Source organism: Flavobacterium sp. 123 (assembly GCF_003634825.1).
Classification (GTDB): domain Bacteria; phylum Bacteroidota; class Bacteroidia; order Flavobacteriales; family Flavobacteriaceae; genus Flavobacterium.
The window spans coordinates 1,481,174-1,498,509 of sequence record NZ_RBXD01000001.1 but is presented as its reverse complement, the minus strand read 5'-3'; the positions used below and the strand labels follow the sequence as shown (position 1 = coordinate 1,498,509).

Here is a 17,336-nt window from a genome sequence, read left to right as displayed (position 1 = left end):
AAGTAATTATGAATGTATTAAAACGTTGCATCTATGGAATTTCCATACTAAGTTTAGCCAGTATGAATGTACAATGTAAAAGCGATAAAAAATCAGAAGAGACTTCAAAAGAAGCTACAACTGCTGAAGTCGTAACTATAGCAAAATCTGCTTACGGAACTACCGAAAAAGGAGAAAAAGTGGACAGCTACAAACTGACCAATCAAAAAGGAATGGAAGTAAACATCATTACCTATGGTGGAATTATTTCTTCTTTGAAAGTGCCAAATAAAGCTGGTAAATCTGAAGAAGTGGTAATTGGATTCAATTCTTTGGACCAATACATGAAAGCGAATCCTTATTTTGGAGCCCTTATCGGAAGATATGGTAACCGAATTGCAAAAGGTAAATTTACTTTGGACGGAAAAGAATATTCATTAGCCATAAACAACGAACCTAATGCATTACACGGAGGACCAGAAGGTTTTCATAGAGTAGTTTGGACTGCTGAAGAAGCAAAAGGTGGAGACAGTGCTTCTCTAAAATTGAAATACGTAAGTAAAGATATGGAGGAAGGATATCCTGGAAACTTGACTGTTTTTGTAACTTATACGTTGCATAATGACAATTCATTAGACGTACTTTATGAAGCAACTACAGATAAGAAAACGGTGGTAAACTTAACACAGCACTCGTATTTCAACCTGTCATCTGATTTTTCTAAACCTATTTTAGATCACGAAATCACGATTGATGCGGACAAATTAGTTCCTGTTGCTGCAACATTAATTCCAACAGGTAAATTAACGGATGTAACAAATACGCCTTTTGACTTTAGAAAACCGAAAGCTATTGGGGCAGCCATCGAAGCTAAAGACGAACAATTGAAAAACGGATTGGGTTACGACCATTGCTGGGTACTTAACAATCAAGGCAAAGGAGAGCGTTTTGCAGCCTCAGCTTATGAAGCAACAAGCGGAAGACTATTGGAAGTTTATACTGACCAACCGGGAATACAATTTTATTCTGGTAATTTCTTAGATGGTACTTTACCAATGAGAAACGGTGGAACGTATGCTCGTAGAACTGGTTTTTGTTTAGAAACACAGCATTATCCAGATTCTCCTAATCAAAAAGATTTTCCAACTACGGTTTTAAATCCTGATGAGAATTACAAAACAAAAACAACGTTTAAATTCTCCGTAAAATAAAAGATATACTAACTATTACTTGTAGATCAATTTTCTACCCCATAAATGAGTTAAATGGTTTGGTTTAAATATGGAATTAGTTAGTAACCCTGGAAGCAAGCTTCTGGGGTTTATTATTTTAGAATGAAGCGGTAGTATTCAAATTGTCTTACAATCCAATTATTTCTTTGACTGCAGTTGTTCGATTTCTGATTTTATGTCCAGACCATTTTGCAAGATTTTTTCAAACACTGAAACGGCAGTAGCAACGACAAAAGAAACAAAAGTCATTGCAATACAAAGGGCAATAAAGCCCGCAGGATCGTCCTCTTTATTATGAAATATCCTTATGTATATTCCTGCCAACATAATTAAAATACTAAGTGCGATTGCACAATTTTTTATACTTCTTAAAGTACTCACTGCGTTTAGAGTGAACGCTTCATTTTGCCCAATATACTCGAGTAATTTGAATGCCTTATACAACGCAATAAAAAACGGAATAGACGCAGCATAAGCATACAAGATCAACGGATCAGAGTAAATACGGAACAGATCTAAGTTTGTGGCTCTCCCCTCAGTCAAGGGCAACCGAATCATTATGATTAGTACCACAATACCAACAAGCACAAGGACCGTCTGAAGAAATAATATTGAACTTTTTTTCATAAAAGTTTAATTGTTATTGTTGCTTAATTCTATTACTGTTGCTAAATGGTTACCCACATCGTTTTTTGACAATGGCGGATTTGAATACAAAACCAACTTTCCTCCCAATACTTCGGGAAAGCCTATTGCCCCATTGCTCGGATATATAAATTCTCCTCACAAGCAGATGACGCAGAATTGCATTCTGTGCTCATTCCAATTGGCAATTAAAACAAATCTAACAAAATTACTTCTAACTCATAATCTAATCCTGCATAATTGCTTGCTGAACTAAAATAATAATCCTCAGGCAATGTTACAATTTTGTCCTTTACAGGATTGTTATGAATGTAATTTATTTTTTGTTTGATAAACCAATTACTTTGAACAATTTCAGCATGATAACCGCCTTGCCAAACTTTATATTGTTCTTTCTTGAGATGTTCACAAGATTTTCGAAAATACTCCAACATCCATTCTCTTCGACCCTCGGGTTCGTCTTGTATGGTTTTTACAATTTGTTTAGACGTGAATTTCTTGAAATCACGCATAAAATCCGACAAAATAAAACCTTCTGTGCCTTTACATAAAATATGTAAATGACTCGACATTAAACAATAGGCATATAGTTCTAAACTTTTTTTTCTTGGCAATGTTTTAAAGCATTGGTAATAACATATTTTTGGTTCAGTCGTGTAAAAATATCTATCCAACCTACTCTTGTTATGGTTATAAAATAGGCTTCGTCTGTTGTTGTAGCTTTGTATTTTGTTGACATTTTTTTTTAAAAGATACATTAAAGCTAAATCGTTTAGTCGTATATAATTTTTTCTTATTTCTCCTACTCTCGTTTATGGGCACAGAATGCAATTCTGCGCTATCCGTTAGCGAAAAATTTATTGCATATCCGAGCGATCGGGTTTATTTTGACTTTTTAGACTTCTTAATGTTTAAAGCTTTCTGTTTTATCCATTGAATTGAAATATCAAAAGGTACTGTAATATCGCTAGAAGAAGTATTGTGTCCTAATGTTGAAAATAAAGTATATTCAAAAGGTTTGCCTTGAACTTTAAATGTGTTTAATTGCTCTATGCACAATTTTACGGGAATTTGTATATCTTTTTCTCCAAAAAGCCAAAGTCCAGGAATTGAAAGAGTATTCAGATAAATTTTTGGGTCAGTCGCCACGAATTGATACTTGTCTAGGTCATTTTTAGTATGTTCACGAGCATCTGCATCTGTATGATTTTCCCAAAAATTATTGTTCCCATTAGTATAAAACTGAAATCGGAGTTGTTCTAGAGTTGTAATTGTAGGGCAACTAAATAAAACCATAAATTCTATTTGTGGATTTTTGCTTGCAGTAATTGGAATTATCCATCCTGCTTGACTGAAGCCAACTAATCCAATAGGTGTTTTTTTATCTTTTAAATAAGTTCGAAAAGTATTTACCGCTGCATTTGCGTCGCTAGATAATAAATGAAGATTAGTAGCATCAATATTATTTGTACCGACAGATGGTCCAACATATACACCACCAGATTCTCCAACTCCACGTTTATCATATGTCAATACTGCAATACCTTCTTTTGCAAGACGTTTTGCAAACTCCATTTCTCTTTTTACTGGGTCAGAACCGTGAACAATTACAACTGCTGCAAATGGATTTTTGGGCTTTAAAATTGAGCCTGCAAGAGTAATGCCTTGACTTTCAAAATTTACATCTTGAATGGTAAATTCAGTCGATTGAGAAAATACAGTTACTGGTAAGATTATTAATAATAACCAAAGATATAAGTTCTGAATAAAGTTGATTTTCATATTAGTTTAATATAAAAATTGTATTGAATGGTTATCGTTAGCATTGCCTATAACTCGTTTATATGTCTGACGCCATCCGACTTATCATCCCTAATTTGGGTCGCTTTGTCTGACAAACGTCAATATCTATTTTAATCAAATGTATAAATAATATTTATACTACAAATTATCAAAAAGATGTTTTATTCATGAAGCCTTTTAGCAATTGAAATCTACTGTAGAAAATAATAAGGTCCTCGAAATGCAGGATTACCTAGCCCTGATTGCAACGGAAATCCTTTTTTGTAATCCTGACTGGTTTTTTACCCAGACAGGATTGCAAAAAGATTGAAGTGTAAAGCAGGAAATAGCTCCTAAAAAAACTAAATTTTTACCACAAATCCTCCATGTGGTTTTAGGGTTACTGTAAGTTTATTGGTTTTTGACACGGGAAGTTGTTGGAATCCTTTATCGTTCTCCGTGATGCTGAAACCAACTGTATTTGTTACAAAGGACAAATCAATCTCGATAGTTTTAGCGGTATTTTCGCCATTGATTCCAACGATATGCCAGATATTATCTTTTTTTCTAGCCATAACAACATACTTTCCTGGATATCCTTCAATGAATTTTGAATCGTCCCAATTAGTTGGAATATCTTTTAAATAATCAACTACATAAGCTGGCATTTTGGCCATTCCTTCTGGGATTTCGGCCATGTGTTGAATTCCAGATAAGAATAAAACGGGCAAAGCTAATTCAAAAGCGGGTGTTGTTTTTCGAGTGATATTTGGAATAGAATCCAGCACCATAGGTGTAAAATCCATTGGGTCAAAAACATTACGTGCAAAAGGTAGTATGGCACAATGTGTAGGTGCTAAATCAGCAATATCCTGAAAGAAAGTGATGTATTCATATCCTTTTACGGCTTCGGTAGTCAATAAATTTGGATACGTGCGTTGCCAACCTCTGGGCAAAGTAGCACCGTGTAAATTAATCAATAATTTGAAAGCGCCTGCATCTTTTAGCATATCATGATAATAGGCAATCATGGATTGTCCGTCGCCACCAAAAAAATCTACTTTGACTCCCGAAATCCCAATTTCATTCAACATTGAAAATTCTCGAACGCGATCTGCGTGGGTGATTAATTTGCTTTTAGGATGGTATTCCGTGCTGTTCCAAGATCCTGATGAATTGTACCAAACTAACAATTTTACGTTTTTAGTTTTGGCGTAAGCCGCTAATTCTTTCATTTTATCATAGCCAATTCTAGTATCCCAATCGGCATCAATTAAGCAATAAGGCCAATTCATTGCCGCCGCATAATCAATAAATCGATGTGTAGTTTCGTAGTTTACAGATTCGTCTTTCAGCAAGACCCAACTCCAAGAAGCAATTCCGCTTTTTATAAAAGAAGTGTCTGTAAGCGTTGATGGTTCAGCTAAATCCGTACCTAATGTGCTTTCGGTGATTGTTTTAAGAGATCCAACGGTAATAATTCGCCAAGGTGTATACCAAGGCAAAACGGATTCTGGTTTCAAAGCACCGTTAGGAAAAATTTCTTCTTTTTGAGGAAAAGTAACCTGCATTGCTTTTGAGGCATCATTATAAACTAATCTACTTCCGCAATAATTCACTGGTAAACCAACTTCTGAAATGAGAACCCAAGTTTTATTGGCTTGAAATAAAGCTGGATAAACCCAACCTTCCCCTATATCCGGTTTTGTGTTTACGGGAACGCCCATTGCGTAATGTTCCTCGTAAGAAGGATTTGTTTCTTTCCATCCTGTTTTAGCTTTGGACATGGGTTGCAACCACGCCTTTGTGGAAATATCAAAATTATACATGGTCTTTTCTTCCGTTATTTTTTTGATTTCTTTCGAAGTTTCTGGAAAATAATATCTTAAAGCCACCCCATCAGCTGACAATTGGAAAATGATATTCATTAATTTCCCCTGATTATTTTTTAGATTAACAGTATATTGATTGGCTTTATATTCAATGTTTTTTCGTTTTCCTTGTACCATTGAATAGGCGCTTTTTATTGATTTGGCCTTAGAAACTCCTACTATTTTTAAGTTAGTATAGAAATCTCCATCTTCTCTTAGAATCCCTAAATTCGATGCATTAATCACTGATTTTCCTTTAAAAAAAACCGAATATGAAGGGCTTTTTTTAGCGTTTAAATTGAATTCAACTTTTATAGTTTTGTCTGAATTAACAAAAAAATAACTTGGCTTATTGCCTGCAAATGAAGTTAATGAAAGCCATAACAAAGCTATTGAAACTATTTTTTTCATAATTAAGTGTTTAATTTACACTTACAAACATACAAAAAAATTAAACTCATTTAATACTTTCGTTAAAAATTAAGTTTTCTCATAACTTTATTAAACAATTCTTAATAAAAACGAATTTTATACCACTAATGACTGCTAATTTTAAGCAAGCAATCAAAAATTTTGATTTAACCGTATTTATAATGTTTTGATTCTAATAAAATTTATTTTTGTCTTTGGTCCCAAGCCTACCATATAAACAACTAATGACGCATGAAAAAAAAATGGGCAAAATTTGTCGATTGGTTTATCATTAAACCCAAAATAGCCGGTTTTGTAGTATTTGTATTGCTTTTTATAGCAACTGTCTATGTTAGTGAGATACGACAAAATATCTTGCGCGAGAATGAAGAAAACAAGATGAACGTAATTTTAAAAGACATTCATCAGAATATCGAAAAATCACTTCGCGAAACGTACTTGTCATCCTTTGAACTTGCACTTACAATTAACGACAAAGGCATTCCTGAAGATTTTGAAACTACAAGTAAAGAGATTTTAGACAACTATCCACTCATCAATACCGTTCAATTAGCTCCTAATGGAATTATTAAATATATTTATCCTTTAAAAGGGAATGAAAAAGCATTGAATTTAAACCTTTTAAAATCAGCTTCTTTGAAAGGGCAAGATTTTAAGACTAACAAAAACAGTAAAATTCATTTCGACGGACCATTTAACCTAAAACAAGGAGGTGTTGGAATTATTATACGATTACCTGTATACAAAAAAAGAGAATTTTGGGGTTTTACTTCTTTAATTGTTAAATTCGAGTCCTTATTAAAAGTAGCTAAAATCGATGCTATTGATACTGACAAATACCTTTTTCAGTTTTCAAGAAAAAATCCCGTTACTAACAGTGACATTTTTTTTAAACCTTATAAAATAAACCTGTCAAAAGATCATTATGTTACTTACTCCATGCCTAATAGCGAATGGAAACTTTATTTGATCTCAAAAGAACCGTATGGAATTTACCCACTAACTTTTTTAAGCTTATTTGTTGGCACAATTTCATCTATTTTATTTGCTATCTTAACCACTAAGCTGTTAAAAAAACCAGAAGAGCTTCAGCTTTTGGTTAACAATCAATTAGACACTTTATTAAAAAACGAAATGCAGTTTCAGGCTATTTTTGAACAAGCCACTGTAGGATTTATTATTGTTGATGCTATTAACGGAAACCACATTAATGTCAATGACAAATATTGTGAAATGATTGGTTATAGCAAAGAAGAATTACTAAACAAAAATATTACGTTTTCAACTCATCCTGATGACAAAGAAGGAATTCTAAAACAACTAAAAAATCTTAATTCTGGAAAAATTAAGGAGCACACAGCTGAAAAAAGATTTATTACAAAATCTGGCAAAACGATTTGGGTTAACATAAGCATTTCTCCTCTTTGGAAAAAAAATCAGAAACCTACATCAAATATAATTTTTATAAAAGACATCACTTTAAAGAAAGAAGCACTAGCTTTAATTGAAAAAAGTGAAACGCGATTCAAAACACTTTTTGAAAATTCAACATTACCATTATGGGAAGAAGACTTTTCTGGAATTAAAAAGTATCTTGAGGAATTAAATTTGATGAATCAAGATCCTGAAATGGTTTATTCATACCTGAATGAAAATCCTGAAGAAGTATTTAAATGTATTTCATCTCTTAAAATCATTGATGTTAATTGTGAATGTCTAAAACTTCACAAAGCAAAAAGTAAAAAATCGTTAATAAAAAACCTACCTAATTTAATTGATATTTCAGCTTTCGACGATGTAAAAAAACAATTAGTTGCCATTTCTCAAGGTGATAAAACCTTTAATATTGATTCTAGAATTAAAACGATGGATGGTGAATACCGTGACATCAATTTAAGATGGAATGTAATTCAAGGCTATGAAGAATCTTTAGAAAGAATCATACTTTCAACCGAAGATATTACAGAGCGAAAAGCTACCGAAAAAATTATTCTCGACTCACAAGAAAAAATAGAAGCTATAATTAATACCATCGATGGAATCGTTTGGGAATATAGCTTGGATAGCAATCAAGTTACTTTTGTTAGTGAAAAAGTAGAATCTATTTTAGGATATAGCGCCGAAGAATGGAAAACAATCCCCTATTTTTGGGAAGATCATTTACATCCTGAAGATAAAAATTGGGTTTTAGCCACTAGTCATGCTGCGGATATCAAACAAGAAAATCGAATTCTTGAATACAGAATGATTTCTATAAGCGGAAAAATAATTTGGATAAGAGATATTATTAACTTTGTTTTTGGAAACAACAAAGGAGTTGGTTTACGCGGTATAATGATTGATATTACTAATATGAAAATAGCAGAGGAAGACTTAAATAATTCCTTCAAATTAGTAACGGAACAAAACAAAAGATTGTTAAATTTTTCGTATATTATTTCACATAATTTAAGATCTCACACCAGTAACATTGAGTCTATCGTATCTTTGTTAGAGTTCGCCGATACAGAAGAGGAACAAGACGAAATGATGCAACTATTAAAAACAGTTACTACATCACTTAGCGAAACAATGGACCATCTAAATGAAGTAATTAATATAAATACAAATATAACTCTGGTTACAAAACCATTAAACCTAAACAAATATATAGACAACGCTAAAAATGTTGTCTCCGAACAAATATTACTAAGCGAAACAACGATTATAAAAAACATTCCAGATGATTTAACTATAAATTATAATCCAGCATATCTAGAGAGTATTCTTTATAATTTAATTTCAAATGCCATTCGATACAGACATCCTGAAAGAAAACCAATGATAACAATAAATTGGTCTAATGAAAATAACACAGAGGTTCTAGAGGTTTCTGACAATGGAATCGGAATTGACTTGAAAAAAAATAAAGATAAAATTTTTGGACTTTACAAAACATTCAACAACAATCCAGATTCAAGAGGAATAGGCCTTTTTATAACCAGAAATCAAGTTGAGGCGATGGGCGGTGAAATTAATGTGGAAAGCCAACTTAATGAAGGCACAACATTTAAAATTTATTTAAAATGAAAAAAAAGAAAATATGGATTGTAGATGATGATGCCATTTACCAAATAATAATCGATAAATTAATCAAAAAATCTGAAATGTTTTCAGATAAAGCTTCTTTCAAAAATGGACAAGAAGCAATAAATGCATTGAATAACGTACTAAATGACGAGGAATTACTTCCTGATATTATTCTATTGGATGTAAATATGCCAGTTATGGACGGATGGGAATTTATGGAAGAAATGAAAGGTGTAAATTCTAAAATCAATAAAAAAATTGCTATTTATATTGTAAGTTCTTCTATCGCACCAGAAGACAAAACAAAATCAAAAACCTTTGAAATATTTGATTATATATCAAAACCGATTAGTGTGGACGATATAAAGTCAATTGCTGAAAAATAAATACTTTTTAATCGAAAACAAAAAAACATTCCTCAAATCAAGGAATGTTTTTTTGTTTTATAATAGTAGTAAAAATTTTATCCCACTATATATTTACTCTTTGGCAAATAAGACAATAATTTTATAATTACATAAGATGTAATGAATGAGCAAATTGCAATTACAGGAATCTTGATTACGACAAAATCAATCTTAGTGTCAAGTTGGTCGTGGAAAAAATTTAACACCATGATATGCAATAAATAAATTCCATAGCTTTTTTGAGAAATATCTACCAAAATCTTAACCATAGCAGAAGAAGGATTATTGAAAGATACATTTTTCAATAATAAAAACACACCAAAAGTCATCATAGCAACATTGATAGTATCAAACCCCCAACTCAATTCTAAATCCCAAATATATTTTGAATCCAATCTATAAATAAATACTCCTGCAGTAATAGCATAGCCAACAAGGATTAATGCTATTCCAAGAAGAAAATGCCAAGTTTTATTTTCCAACATATACTTTCGTATGTAAGCCGCTAAAATCATATAGCCCAATAAGCCAGAAAAATAGTAAAGCATAGGAGTTCTATTCCACCAACATTCACCTAAAATTTCAGGAAAAACTTGATGTATAAAAGGAACACACATGGCAAATGCAAATAGTGCCAGATACAATTCCATACTTTTGCGCGAAGCAGTTGCAACCCAAGGTGAAATTAATGGAACAAACAAATAAAGTCCGATAAGCATATAAACATACCAAAGATGCCCTATCTCAGTTCCAAAGTTAACAGGAATATGCACTATGTTCTGGAACGCCTGTGTCCAAGTAGTTTTTCCCAATAGAGCCCAATAAATAGCATATAAAGCACACCAAACGACAAATGGAATGACAACTCGTGTGAATCGTTTCTTAAAAAACACATTTAAATCTTCTTTTATTGGCAAAAGAAAAAAACCAGAAGTCATAACAAACAAAGGAACAGAAGTTCGCAATAAAGAGTTCAGAATTCCTACCCAAAAAGGAGAATCACCAGGCAACACCGTACCATCCGCACCTATATAATAAAATTCTCCAGTGTGTATTTGAATAACAAAATAGCAGGCTAATACTCTCAAAATATCCAATCCGTAATTCCTTGTTTTTTCCATTTTTTTAAAAAAAGTTACTTTATATGTGAATGTTTCTTGCAGAAATTCTATTCATAAACGCAAGATTCCTGTTAAAAACAAATATAAAAAAAAATAATTCCGGCGAGCTAAATTAGGATACTTTGATACAAAAAACTACAAACAAAATCCCTTTGGAATATAACTTCAAATTAATTGGTACCAAATTCGAATTATTTAATTAGCTTTTATGGAGCACTTATGATATAAAATAATATTATTGTAAATTTGAGCTTTAATTAATACATTTTCTATTCAAATAGAAAACACAACTTACCTACCAACACCTACACATGGAAAAGCAAAAACCAGACAATGTGGTTTATTCAGAAGAAGATGGCTACAACTCAAATTTATTGCCTTATGCGACTAATATAGGTGCGCCTGTAATAAAAGCGGATGATGTAACAGCATGGAAAGTAAGAGGAATTCATAACATCAATAAAGAATTCGAAAATAAGTTCAATGAACTTAAATCTGAATACCAAAAATTAATGGAAGAATACAAATGGAACGAGATTGTTTACAATGCTAAATTTTCATTTGAACCTGTAATTGGAGAAATATATCACATGTATCTAGGTGATGATGGAATTGAGTTTTTATCCTTAATTGCACCACATGAATGGAATAAAGAATGTATTGCCTCCTTTAAACTAAACAGTGATAAAAAATGGATTTTATTAAATAAAAAAAGCATGAATCCCTACTAATAGGTCAGCCATAAATTTCGGAATGCTTTATTTTTGTCATAATCATTTGCCTGTTTTTCAATATTGAAATAGCGATTTCCCCTAGGATCATTTCCAACTCCAGCCAAATAAGCCCAATTGCCCCAATTACTACACACATCATAGTCAATTAACTGCTGTTCAAAATAACTTGCTCCTAAACGCCAATCCAGATTTAAATCGTTGCACAAATAGCTCGCAACGTTTTGACGACCTCGATTACTCATAAATCCAGTTAATTTAAGTTCTATCATATTGGCATCAACAAAATCAATTCCGGTAGTACCATTTATCCAATTTTCAAGTTGTGTTTTATTGGCATTCATACCGATATCTTTCTGTTGAATTCCTTTTTTTTGAAAAAATTTTGTTTGGTATTTTTTCATCATAAATCGAAAATAATCCCGCCACAATAATTCGAACACTAACCAATATGTTGATTCATTTGCGGTGTGAAGCGTTTCGTATTTTTTGAGCTCTTGATAAATATACTTGGGTGAAATGCATCCCAAGGCTAACCAAGCAGATAGTTTTGAAGAATAATCAGCCCCTACCATTCCGTTCCTTGTTTCTTTATAAGTAGCAATTGCATGAGAATCAAAAAAATAATGATTCAGTCGATTTATAGCTTCTCGTTCTCCACCTTTAAACAAAATTGCTGCTCTATCGTCAATCGCTATGGTATTCAAACCTAATTGGGATAAAGTTGGAATTTTTGAATCCATAATTTCAGGCGAAATAATAGCAGTTGGTTTCTCAAATACTTTTCTAACCGTTGCCTCTTTTTCGGTCTTTTTTCTAAAATTGGTAAAAACATCAGGAATATCTTTTATAGAAAAAGGCAAATCTTCGGCATGAAACAACGTGCTTGTACTGAAGGTTAACAATTCACATTGAAGCTTCCAAAGTTCGGTTTTCACCAAGGCTTCTGTTTGCTTTTCTTCATAAGCAACTTCTCTTTTTGCATATACGCTTTTAGCATTGTATTGTTTTACAATTTTAGGTAGTTCTATTTCGGGTTTGCCTTTTACAACAAGTAAGCTTGAACCTAATTCTCTTAAACTATTGTCTAAATCAATTAATGATTCTATTATAAATTGGGCTCTAAATGCTCCCGTCTTTTGGAATCCATTACTTGTGGTTCTATAATGAGATTCGTCAAAACAATAAACCGGAATTACTTGATCATTTTTAAAAATGGCTTGAACCAAAGTTTCATTATCCGTTATACGCAAATCGGTTTTGAACCAAACAATAGCTGTTTTCATAATTCATTAATATGTTTTAAATAATAATCGGCTTGTTGTAAAAGCGCTTCTTTATCCTCTGGTTTCATTTTGCGCCAAACGGAATACATCATTCCGATTCGTGGATTTTTAGCTAATTTGTCTTCCTGTTTGTCATAAAAATTCCAATATAAACTATTAAATGGACAGGCTTTATCACCCACTTTTTTTGCTTTATTATAAAAACAACTGCCACAATAATGACTCATTTTATCAATATAAGCAGCAGAACTTACATATGGTTTCGTACCCACGATTCCACCGTCTGCAAACTGGCTCATTCCTCTAGTATTCGTCACTTCTACCCAATCTAGTGCATCGATATAAATTCCTAAATACCAAGCATCCACTTCGTCAGGATGAATTCCTGCCAATAGAGCAAAGTTTCCTGTAATCATTAAGCGTTGAATATGGTGCGCATAAGCAAATGTTAAAGATTGATTGATTGTATCCTTCAAACAATGCATCTTAGTTTTGCCAGTCCAAAACCAGTCTGGTAATTTTTCCTGATGATTAAAATAATTCAAGCTACTGTATTCTGGCATTTTTAGCCAATAAATACCTCGCATGTATTCTCTCCATCCTATAATTTGACGTACAAAACCTTCTAATTGGTTGTATTGAATTACATCCGGTTTTTTTTGCCAAGCTTCTATTGCCATACTAATAACTTCCAAAGGAGAAATCATTTTTGTGTTTAAAGAAAAGGACACTCTTGAATGATAGATTGACCATTCCTGTGGAGCCATAGCGTCTTGATAGGAACCAAATAATGGCAAACATTCTGCTACAAAAAACGAGACCAGTTCCAACGATTGTTCTCTATTTATGGGCCAAATAAAATTTTCTGCATCAATTGTACCAATTGTTTTTATATTGGTTTGAGCAATTTCGTTAGCTATATCCGTTACATCTGAATTAAAAACCAAAGGTGGTGTAGGTTTATGATTTTTGGGAAGTTTTTTTCTGTTGTCATCATCATAATTCCATTGCCCTGTTATTGGGCTATCCCCTTCCATTAATATGTGGTGTTTTTTTCGCATTGCACGATAAAAACTTTCCATCAAAAATGATTTCTTCCCTTCAAAAAAATCAGCTAACTCATTTCGAGTGCTAAAAAAATGTTCTGTATCAACAACAGTGTTAGAAATAAGTAAACGCGCGGAGAAATTTTTCAATATCATATCAACCCGATACTCATCTGGTAATTGATATTCAAAACGTTCAAAGTTTTCAGAATTGATGATTATTTCTATATTTTTTTCAAAAGATTGTAAATTAGTAGTATCCGTTAATTTTAGATAAATGACACGATGTTTTTTAAGCTGTAGCCAATTTTGAAATTGACGCATTGCAGCAAAAAAACCAACTATTTTTTGAATATGATGCGTTGCATAATCGGTCTCCGTCCGTATTTCCATCATGACATACGTAATCGAATCATCAACGGTTTCAAACCATGAATGATTATAATTTAGTTGATCACCAAGAATGAGTCGCAGTGTTTTACTCTTATTTTTTTTCATTTTTTCTCTTTTCTACACCGATCACTACAATATTTAACTTCTTCCCAAACTTTTTCCCATTTTTTTCTCCACGAAAAAGGGCGTTGGCAAACCGTACAAATTTTAGTTGGTAAATCTTGTTTTTTTACTGCTCGCATGCTATTTTACTGCTTTTCTTTTAGGGTTAACATGTGCTTTTAGAATCCTCTTACCTTCTTGTTTCACTGTATCTTTTTTTCTGAAACCCCAAATAATTGTGCTTGCGTATTTTCTAGTTTCTTCAATATCTACTATCGGAAATGGGTAATCTTTCCCAATTTCACAGGCATATAACTGTTGCTCCATCCAACTTAATTTCCAAGGTTCATGAATCAAATGAGCAGGAATATTTGTTAGTTCTGGCAGCCATTTTTTTATAAAAATCCCTTCCGCATCATGATCTTCAGAATTTTTAATTGGATTATAAATTCTGATTGTATTTATTCCTGTAACACCCGCTTGCATTTGCAATTGTGGATAATGAATACCGGGTTCGTAATCTAAAAACTGTCGTGCTAAAAAATGCAATTCTCGCCAATCTTGCCAGAGGTTAAAAACAAAAAAAGAAACAATCATGGCACGCATTCTAAAGTTGATATAACCAGTTTCTACTAAACATCGCATACAGGCATCTACAATTGGAACACCTGTTTTTCCTTCCTGCCATGCTTGAATATAAAACTCGTTTTTTGGTTTTGAAAGCACATCAAATGCTCGATTCACATTTTCAAATTCCATTCGGCATTCACTTTCAAATTTTTGAATAAAGTGGCAATGCCAATGCAATCTCGAAATAAAATTAGACAGTGCTTTTTTATTTGATGCATTTGCATAATGTTGCATTGTATATTGAAAAACCATTCGCATGCTGATATTTCCATAGGTTAAATAAGGAGATAAACGGCTGCATCCTTTTCTGCTTAAATTAGGTTTTGAAATATGTTTACTATAATTCACATAGCGTTCCTTTATAAAACTATCTAAGTAGCGCCATGCCCAATATTCACCACCTTGTTGGAAATTTTTATTCCTTGTTGTGATTGCTTCTGGCAAATCTTTTCCTTTTAAAGATGTAAAAAATGGGGCGTTTAATTCCGCGAAAATTCCTTGTTGGGGGTCGAATGATTTTGGAACACTGTTCATGGTTTGGTTCCACAACTCATCCCATTTATCTCGGCTTTTGAGTTTCCTTACTATGCCATTCGTTTGAAATTCATTCCAAGTAATTTTTTTTTCTATGAAACTTTTTTTAATTTTTAAATCCCTACCAAATGTTAGCGCATTACCTATTTCTTGATGAGAATAAACGTTTTGAATGGAGTATTTTTTTGATAATTCCTCAAACAAAAAATCTACTTCTTGATGAAAAATATGTAATGTAACGGAAACTTTATTCAGACTTTTTTGTAGCTCCTGCAAAGATTCATACACAAATCGCCAGTGCCTATCATCTGAGTCTGCATAAGCCATTATTGAAGGCTCAAAACAATACAACAACAGAATAGGAATATCTTGTTGCTGAGCAGCAAATAAAGCTTCGTGATCCGTTAATCGCAAATCTCTTTTGAACCAAACAATATTTATAGCTTTATTAGTCAATTATAAAAAATGTAGCGTTATTTATTTTGTTTAATTTTCAAATCAAAACATTAAACAAATATACATGTTTTTAAATTAGAATAATCTAAAAATGTAGTGGAGTTAGGTCGAAATTATTTATAAATTATATACAAATCGGCGTATTGAGCAGCTTCAAAAGTTTAGTAATGAACGAAAAATGAAATTAAAAATAGTATAAACAAAAAAACCCCTTCTTTCGAAGAGGTTTTTGTACCCGGAGCCGGAGTCGAACCGGCACGGTTTCCCACAGGTGTTTGAGACCAGCGCGTCTACCAATTCCGCCATCCGGGCTTAGCAGACATGAAATAACAGCAGTTATTTCAACGCAATAAAAGAGGAGATTGTTTATAAATCAACCATCGATTCCTTTAACACGGTGCAAATGTAAAAAATAATATTAAATGTCCCACTAAAAATACTTAAATTTTTCCTTTCAGAGTTGAATAAATTTTATAAATTTGCACCTCGTTAAAACAGCACACAACTAACTAACTACACCCGAGGCGTATACAATTTTCGACTTTAAAAAAACAACAAAGACGAATTACATAAAGCGTAACGGAATAAAAACAACAAATTAAATGTCACACCTAGAACCAGAAGCTAAAATTTTTGCGTGTTCACAAAGTGTATATCTAGCCGAACAGATCGCAGAAGCGTACGGAATCCCATTAGGAAAAATCACCACTTCTAAATATAGTGATGGTGAATTTCAACCTTCTTACGAAGAGTCTATTAGAGGATTACGTGTTTTTATTGTTTGTTCAACCTTCCCGACAGCAGATAATTTAATGGAATTATTATTGATGATTGATGCAGCAAAACGTGCTTCAGCAAGACACATCACTGCAGTAATTCCTTATTTTGGTTGGGCAAGACAAGATAGAAAAGACAAACCAAGAGTTCCAATAGGAGCTAAATTAGTAGCTAATTTATTAGATGCTGCTGGAGCAACCAGAGTCATGACTATGGATCTTCACGCAGATCAAATACAAGGTTTCTTCGAAAAACCAGTAGATCATCTTTTTGCATCTACCATCTTTTTACCTTATGTAGAAAGTTTAGGTTTGGACAATTTAACCATTGCTTCTCCAGACATGGGAGGTTCAAAAAGAGCGTATGCATATTCTAAATTTTTGGAATCAGATGTAGTTATCTGTTACAAACAAAGAAAAGCAGCTAATGTCATTGACACCATGGAATTGATTGGTGAAGTAAAAGGCAGAAATGTAATTTTAGTAGACGACATGATCGATACTGGAGGAACATTAGCAAAAGCAGCTGATTTAATGATGGAAAAAGGAGCTTTGAGCGTAAGAGCAATTTGTACTCACGCCATCTTATCAGGTGAAGCTTACGAAAAAATAGAAAAATCTCAATTATTAGAATTGATAGTTACAGATTCTATTCCGTTGAAGAAAAAATCGAACAAAATAAGAGTGTTGAGTTGTGCGCCTCTTTTTGCTGAAGTTATGCACATGGTGCACCACAACAATTCCATTAGTGGAAAATTTATAATGTAAGACTCAAGTCTTAAAGTTATAAAATCATGCCGAGAGCCAAAAGCTAAAGGCCAAACAAGTAATATTATTAATAACT

14 protein-coding genes and 1 tRNA gene are annotated in these 17,336 nt (G+C 32.7%); 5 read left to right on the top strand and 10 right to left on the bottom strand.

Going from position 1 to position 17,336, the window contains the following annotated elements; translation table 11 throughout:
* Window positions 1-8: 8 nt before the first annotated feature.
* Entirely contained in the window at window positions 9-1,190 is a 1,182-nt protein-coding gene (locus C8C88_RS06680) for an aldose epimerase family protein (RefSeq protein WP_121337367.1), read from the top strand.
* Between the two features lie 159 nt (window positions 1,191-1,349).
* Here the strand turns inward: C8C88_RS06680 and C8C88_RS06675 are convergent, their stop codons facing one another.
* From C8C88_RS06675 to C8C88_RS06660, 4 genes are all read right to left on the bottom strand, one after another.
* Window positions 1,350-1,838 carry a DUF2975 domain-containing protein gene (locus C8C88_RS06675; RefSeq protein ID WP_121337366.1) on the bottom strand — a complete coding sequence of 163 codons (489 nt, stop codon included), beginning with the start codon at window positions 1,836-1,838 and terminating at the stop codon, window positions 1,350-1,352.
* A gap of 206 nt (window positions 1,839-2,044) precedes the next feature.
* Window positions 2,045-2,614 carry a transposase gene (locus C8C88_RS06670; protein WP_370453792.1) on the bottom strand — a complete coding sequence of 190 codons (570 nt, stop codon included), beginning with the start codon at window positions 2,612-2,614 and terminating at the stop codon, window positions 2,045-2,047.
* 124 nt (window positions 2,615-2,738) lie between these two features.
* Window positions 2,739-3,638 (bottom strand): S9 family peptidase, encoded by a 900-nt coding sequence (locus tag C8C88_RS06665; protein WP_121337365.1) that lies wholly within the window; start codon window positions 3,636-3,638, stop codon window positions 2,739-2,741.
* Window positions 3,639-4,000: 362 nt separating this feature from the next.
* Window positions 4,001-5,920 carry a glycoside hydrolase family 97 protein gene (locus C8C88_RS06660; RefSeq protein ID WP_121337364.1) on the bottom strand — a complete coding sequence of 640 codons (1,920 nt, stop codon included), beginning with the start codon at window positions 5,918-5,920 and terminating at the stop codon, window positions 4,001-4,003.
* 252 nt (window positions 5,921-6,172) lie between these two features.
* On the opposite strand from C8C88_RS06660, the gene C8C88_RS06655 reads away from it, so the two are divergent.
* Both C8C88_RS06655 and C8C88_RS06650 read left to right on the top strand, forming a co-directional pair.
* Window positions 6,173-9,010: a PAS domain S-box protein gene (locus tag C8C88_RS06655; RefSeq protein WP_121337363.1), complete on the top strand. Its 2,838-nt coding sequence runs from the start codon at window positions 6,173-6,175 to the stop codon at window positions 9,008-9,010.
* Entirely contained in the window at window positions 9,007-9,396 is a 390-nt protein-coding gene (locus tag C8C88_RS06650) for a response regulator (RefSeq protein ID WP_121337362.1), read from the top strand. The genes C8C88_RS06655 and C8C88_RS06650 overlap by 4 nt, the downstream gene beginning before the upstream one ends.
* 77 nt (window positions 9,397-9,473) lie before the next feature.
* On the opposite strand, the gene C8C88_RS06645 is transcribed toward C8C88_RS06650, so the two are convergent.
* On the bottom strand, window positions 9,474-10,538 hold the full coding sequence (locus tag C8C88_RS06645) for an acyltransferase (protein WP_121337361.1): 1,065 nt from the start codon (window positions 10,536-10,538) through the stop codon (window positions 9,474-9,476).
* 311 nt (window positions 10,539-10,849) lie between these two features.
* On the opposite strand from C8C88_RS06645, the gene C8C88_RS06640 reads away from it, so the two are divergent.
* A complete protein-coding gene (locus C8C88_RS06640; RefSeq protein WP_121337360.1) occupies window positions 10,850-11,269 on the top strand; it encodes a DUF2452 domain-containing protein in 420 nt (139 codons plus the stop codon).
* On the opposite strand, the gene C8C88_RS06635 is transcribed toward C8C88_RS06640, so the two are convergent.
* The 5 genes from C8C88_RS06635 to C8C88_RS06615 all read right to left on the bottom strand — a co-directional run bounded on the left by C8C88_RS06635 (window position 11,266) and on the right by C8C88_RS06615 (window position 16,028).
* Window positions 11,266-12,555 (bottom strand): DASH family cryptochrome, encoded by a 1,290-nt coding sequence (locus tag C8C88_RS06635; protein ID WP_121337359.1) that lies wholly within the window; start codon window positions 12,553-12,555, stop codon window positions 11,266-11,268. The genes C8C88_RS06640 and C8C88_RS06635 overlap by 4 nt on opposite strands.
* Window positions 12,552-14,099, bottom strand: coding sequence for a cryptochrome/photolyase family protein (locus C8C88_RS06630; RefSeq protein ID WP_121337358.1), 1,548 nt, complete (start codon window positions 14,097-14,099; stop codon window positions 12,552-12,554). The genes C8C88_RS06635 and C8C88_RS06630 overlap by 4 nt, the downstream gene beginning before the upstream one ends.
* Complete coding sequence (locus C8C88_RS06625; RefSeq protein WP_121337357.1) at window positions 14,096-14,236, bottom strand: DUF2256 domain-containing protein; 141 nt, start codon at window positions 14,234-14,236, stop codon at window positions 14,096-14,098. The genes C8C88_RS06630 and C8C88_RS06625 overlap by 4 nt, the downstream gene beginning before the upstream one ends.
* 1 nt (window position 14,237) lies before the next feature.
* Entirely contained in the window at window positions 14,238-15,716 is a 1,479-nt protein-coding gene (locus C8C88_RS06620) for a cryptochrome/deoxyribodipyrimidine photo-lyase family protein (RefSeq protein WP_121337356.1), read from the bottom strand.
* Between the two features lie 232 nt (window positions 15,717-15,948).
* Window positions 15,949-16,028: transfer RNA gene (locus C8C88_RS06615), tRNA-Leu, on the bottom strand.
* Window positions 16,029-16,318: 290 nt separating this feature from the next.
* On the opposite strand from C8C88_RS06615, the gene C8C88_RS06610 reads away from it, so the two are divergent.
* Complete coding sequence (locus C8C88_RS06610; RefSeq protein WP_121337355.1) at window positions 16,319-17,260, top strand: ribose-phosphate pyrophosphokinase; 942 nt, start codon at window positions 16,319-16,321, stop codon at window positions 17,258-17,260.
* Window positions 17,261-17,336 lie beyond the last annotated feature (76 nt).

What these genes read in the sequence shown, in the direction of transcription:
- C8C88_RS06625 (WP_121337357.1), bottom strand. Translation starts at nt 14,236, where the DNA reads ATGCGAGCAGTAAAAAAACAAGATTTACCAACTAAAATTTGTACGGTT.
- C8C88_RS06675 (WP_121337366.1), bottom strand. Translation starts at nt 1,838, where the DNA reads ATGAAAAAAAGTTCAATATTATTTCTTCAGACGGTCCTTGTGCTTGTT.
- C8C88_RS06650 (WP_121337362.1), top strand. Translation starts at nt 9,007, where the DNA reads ATGAAAAAAAAGAAAATATGGATTGTAGATGATGATGCCATTTACCAA.
- C8C88_RS06640 (WP_121337360.1), top strand. Translation starts at nt 10,850, where the DNA reads ATGGAAAAGCAAAAACCAGACAATGTGGTTTATTCAGAAGAAGATGGC.
- C8C88_RS06660 (WP_121337364.1), bottom strand. Translation starts at nt 5,920, where the DNA reads ATGAAAAAAATAGTTTCAATAGCTTTGTTATGGCTTTCATTAACTTCA.
- C8C88_RS06670 (WP_370453792.1), bottom strand. Translation starts at nt 2,614, where the DNA reads ATGTATCTTTTAAAAAAAAATGTCAACAAAATACAAAGCTACAACAAC.
- C8C88_RS06665 (WP_121337365.1), bottom strand. Translation starts at nt 3,638, where the DNA reads ATGAAAATCAACTTTATTCAGAACTTATATCTTTGGTTATTATTAATA.
- C8C88_RS06635 (WP_121337359.1), bottom strand. Translation starts at nt 12,555, where the DNA reads ATGAAAACAGCTATTGTTTGGTTCAAAACCGATTTGCGTATAACGGAT.
- C8C88_RS06680 (WP_121337367.1), top strand. Translation starts at nt 9, where the DNA reads ATGAATGTATTAAAACGTTGCATCTATGGAATTTCCATACTAAGTTTA.
- C8C88_RS06645 (WP_121337361.1), bottom strand. Translation starts at nt 10,538, where the DNA reads ATGGAAAAAACAAGGAATTACGGATTGGATATTTTGAGAGTATTAGCC.
- C8C88_RS06610 (WP_121337355.1), top strand. Translation starts at nt 16,319, where the DNA reads ATGTCACACCTAGAACCAGAAGCTAAAATTTTTGCGTGTTCACAAAGT.
- C8C88_RS06630 (WP_121337358.1), bottom strand. Translation starts at nt 14,099, where the DNA reads ATGAAAAAAAATAAGAGTAAAACACTGCGACTCATTCTTGGTGATCAA.
- C8C88_RS06655 (WP_121337363.1), top strand. Translation starts at nt 6,173, where the DNA reads ATGAAAAAAAAATGGGCAAAATTTGTCGATTGGTTTATCATTAAACCC.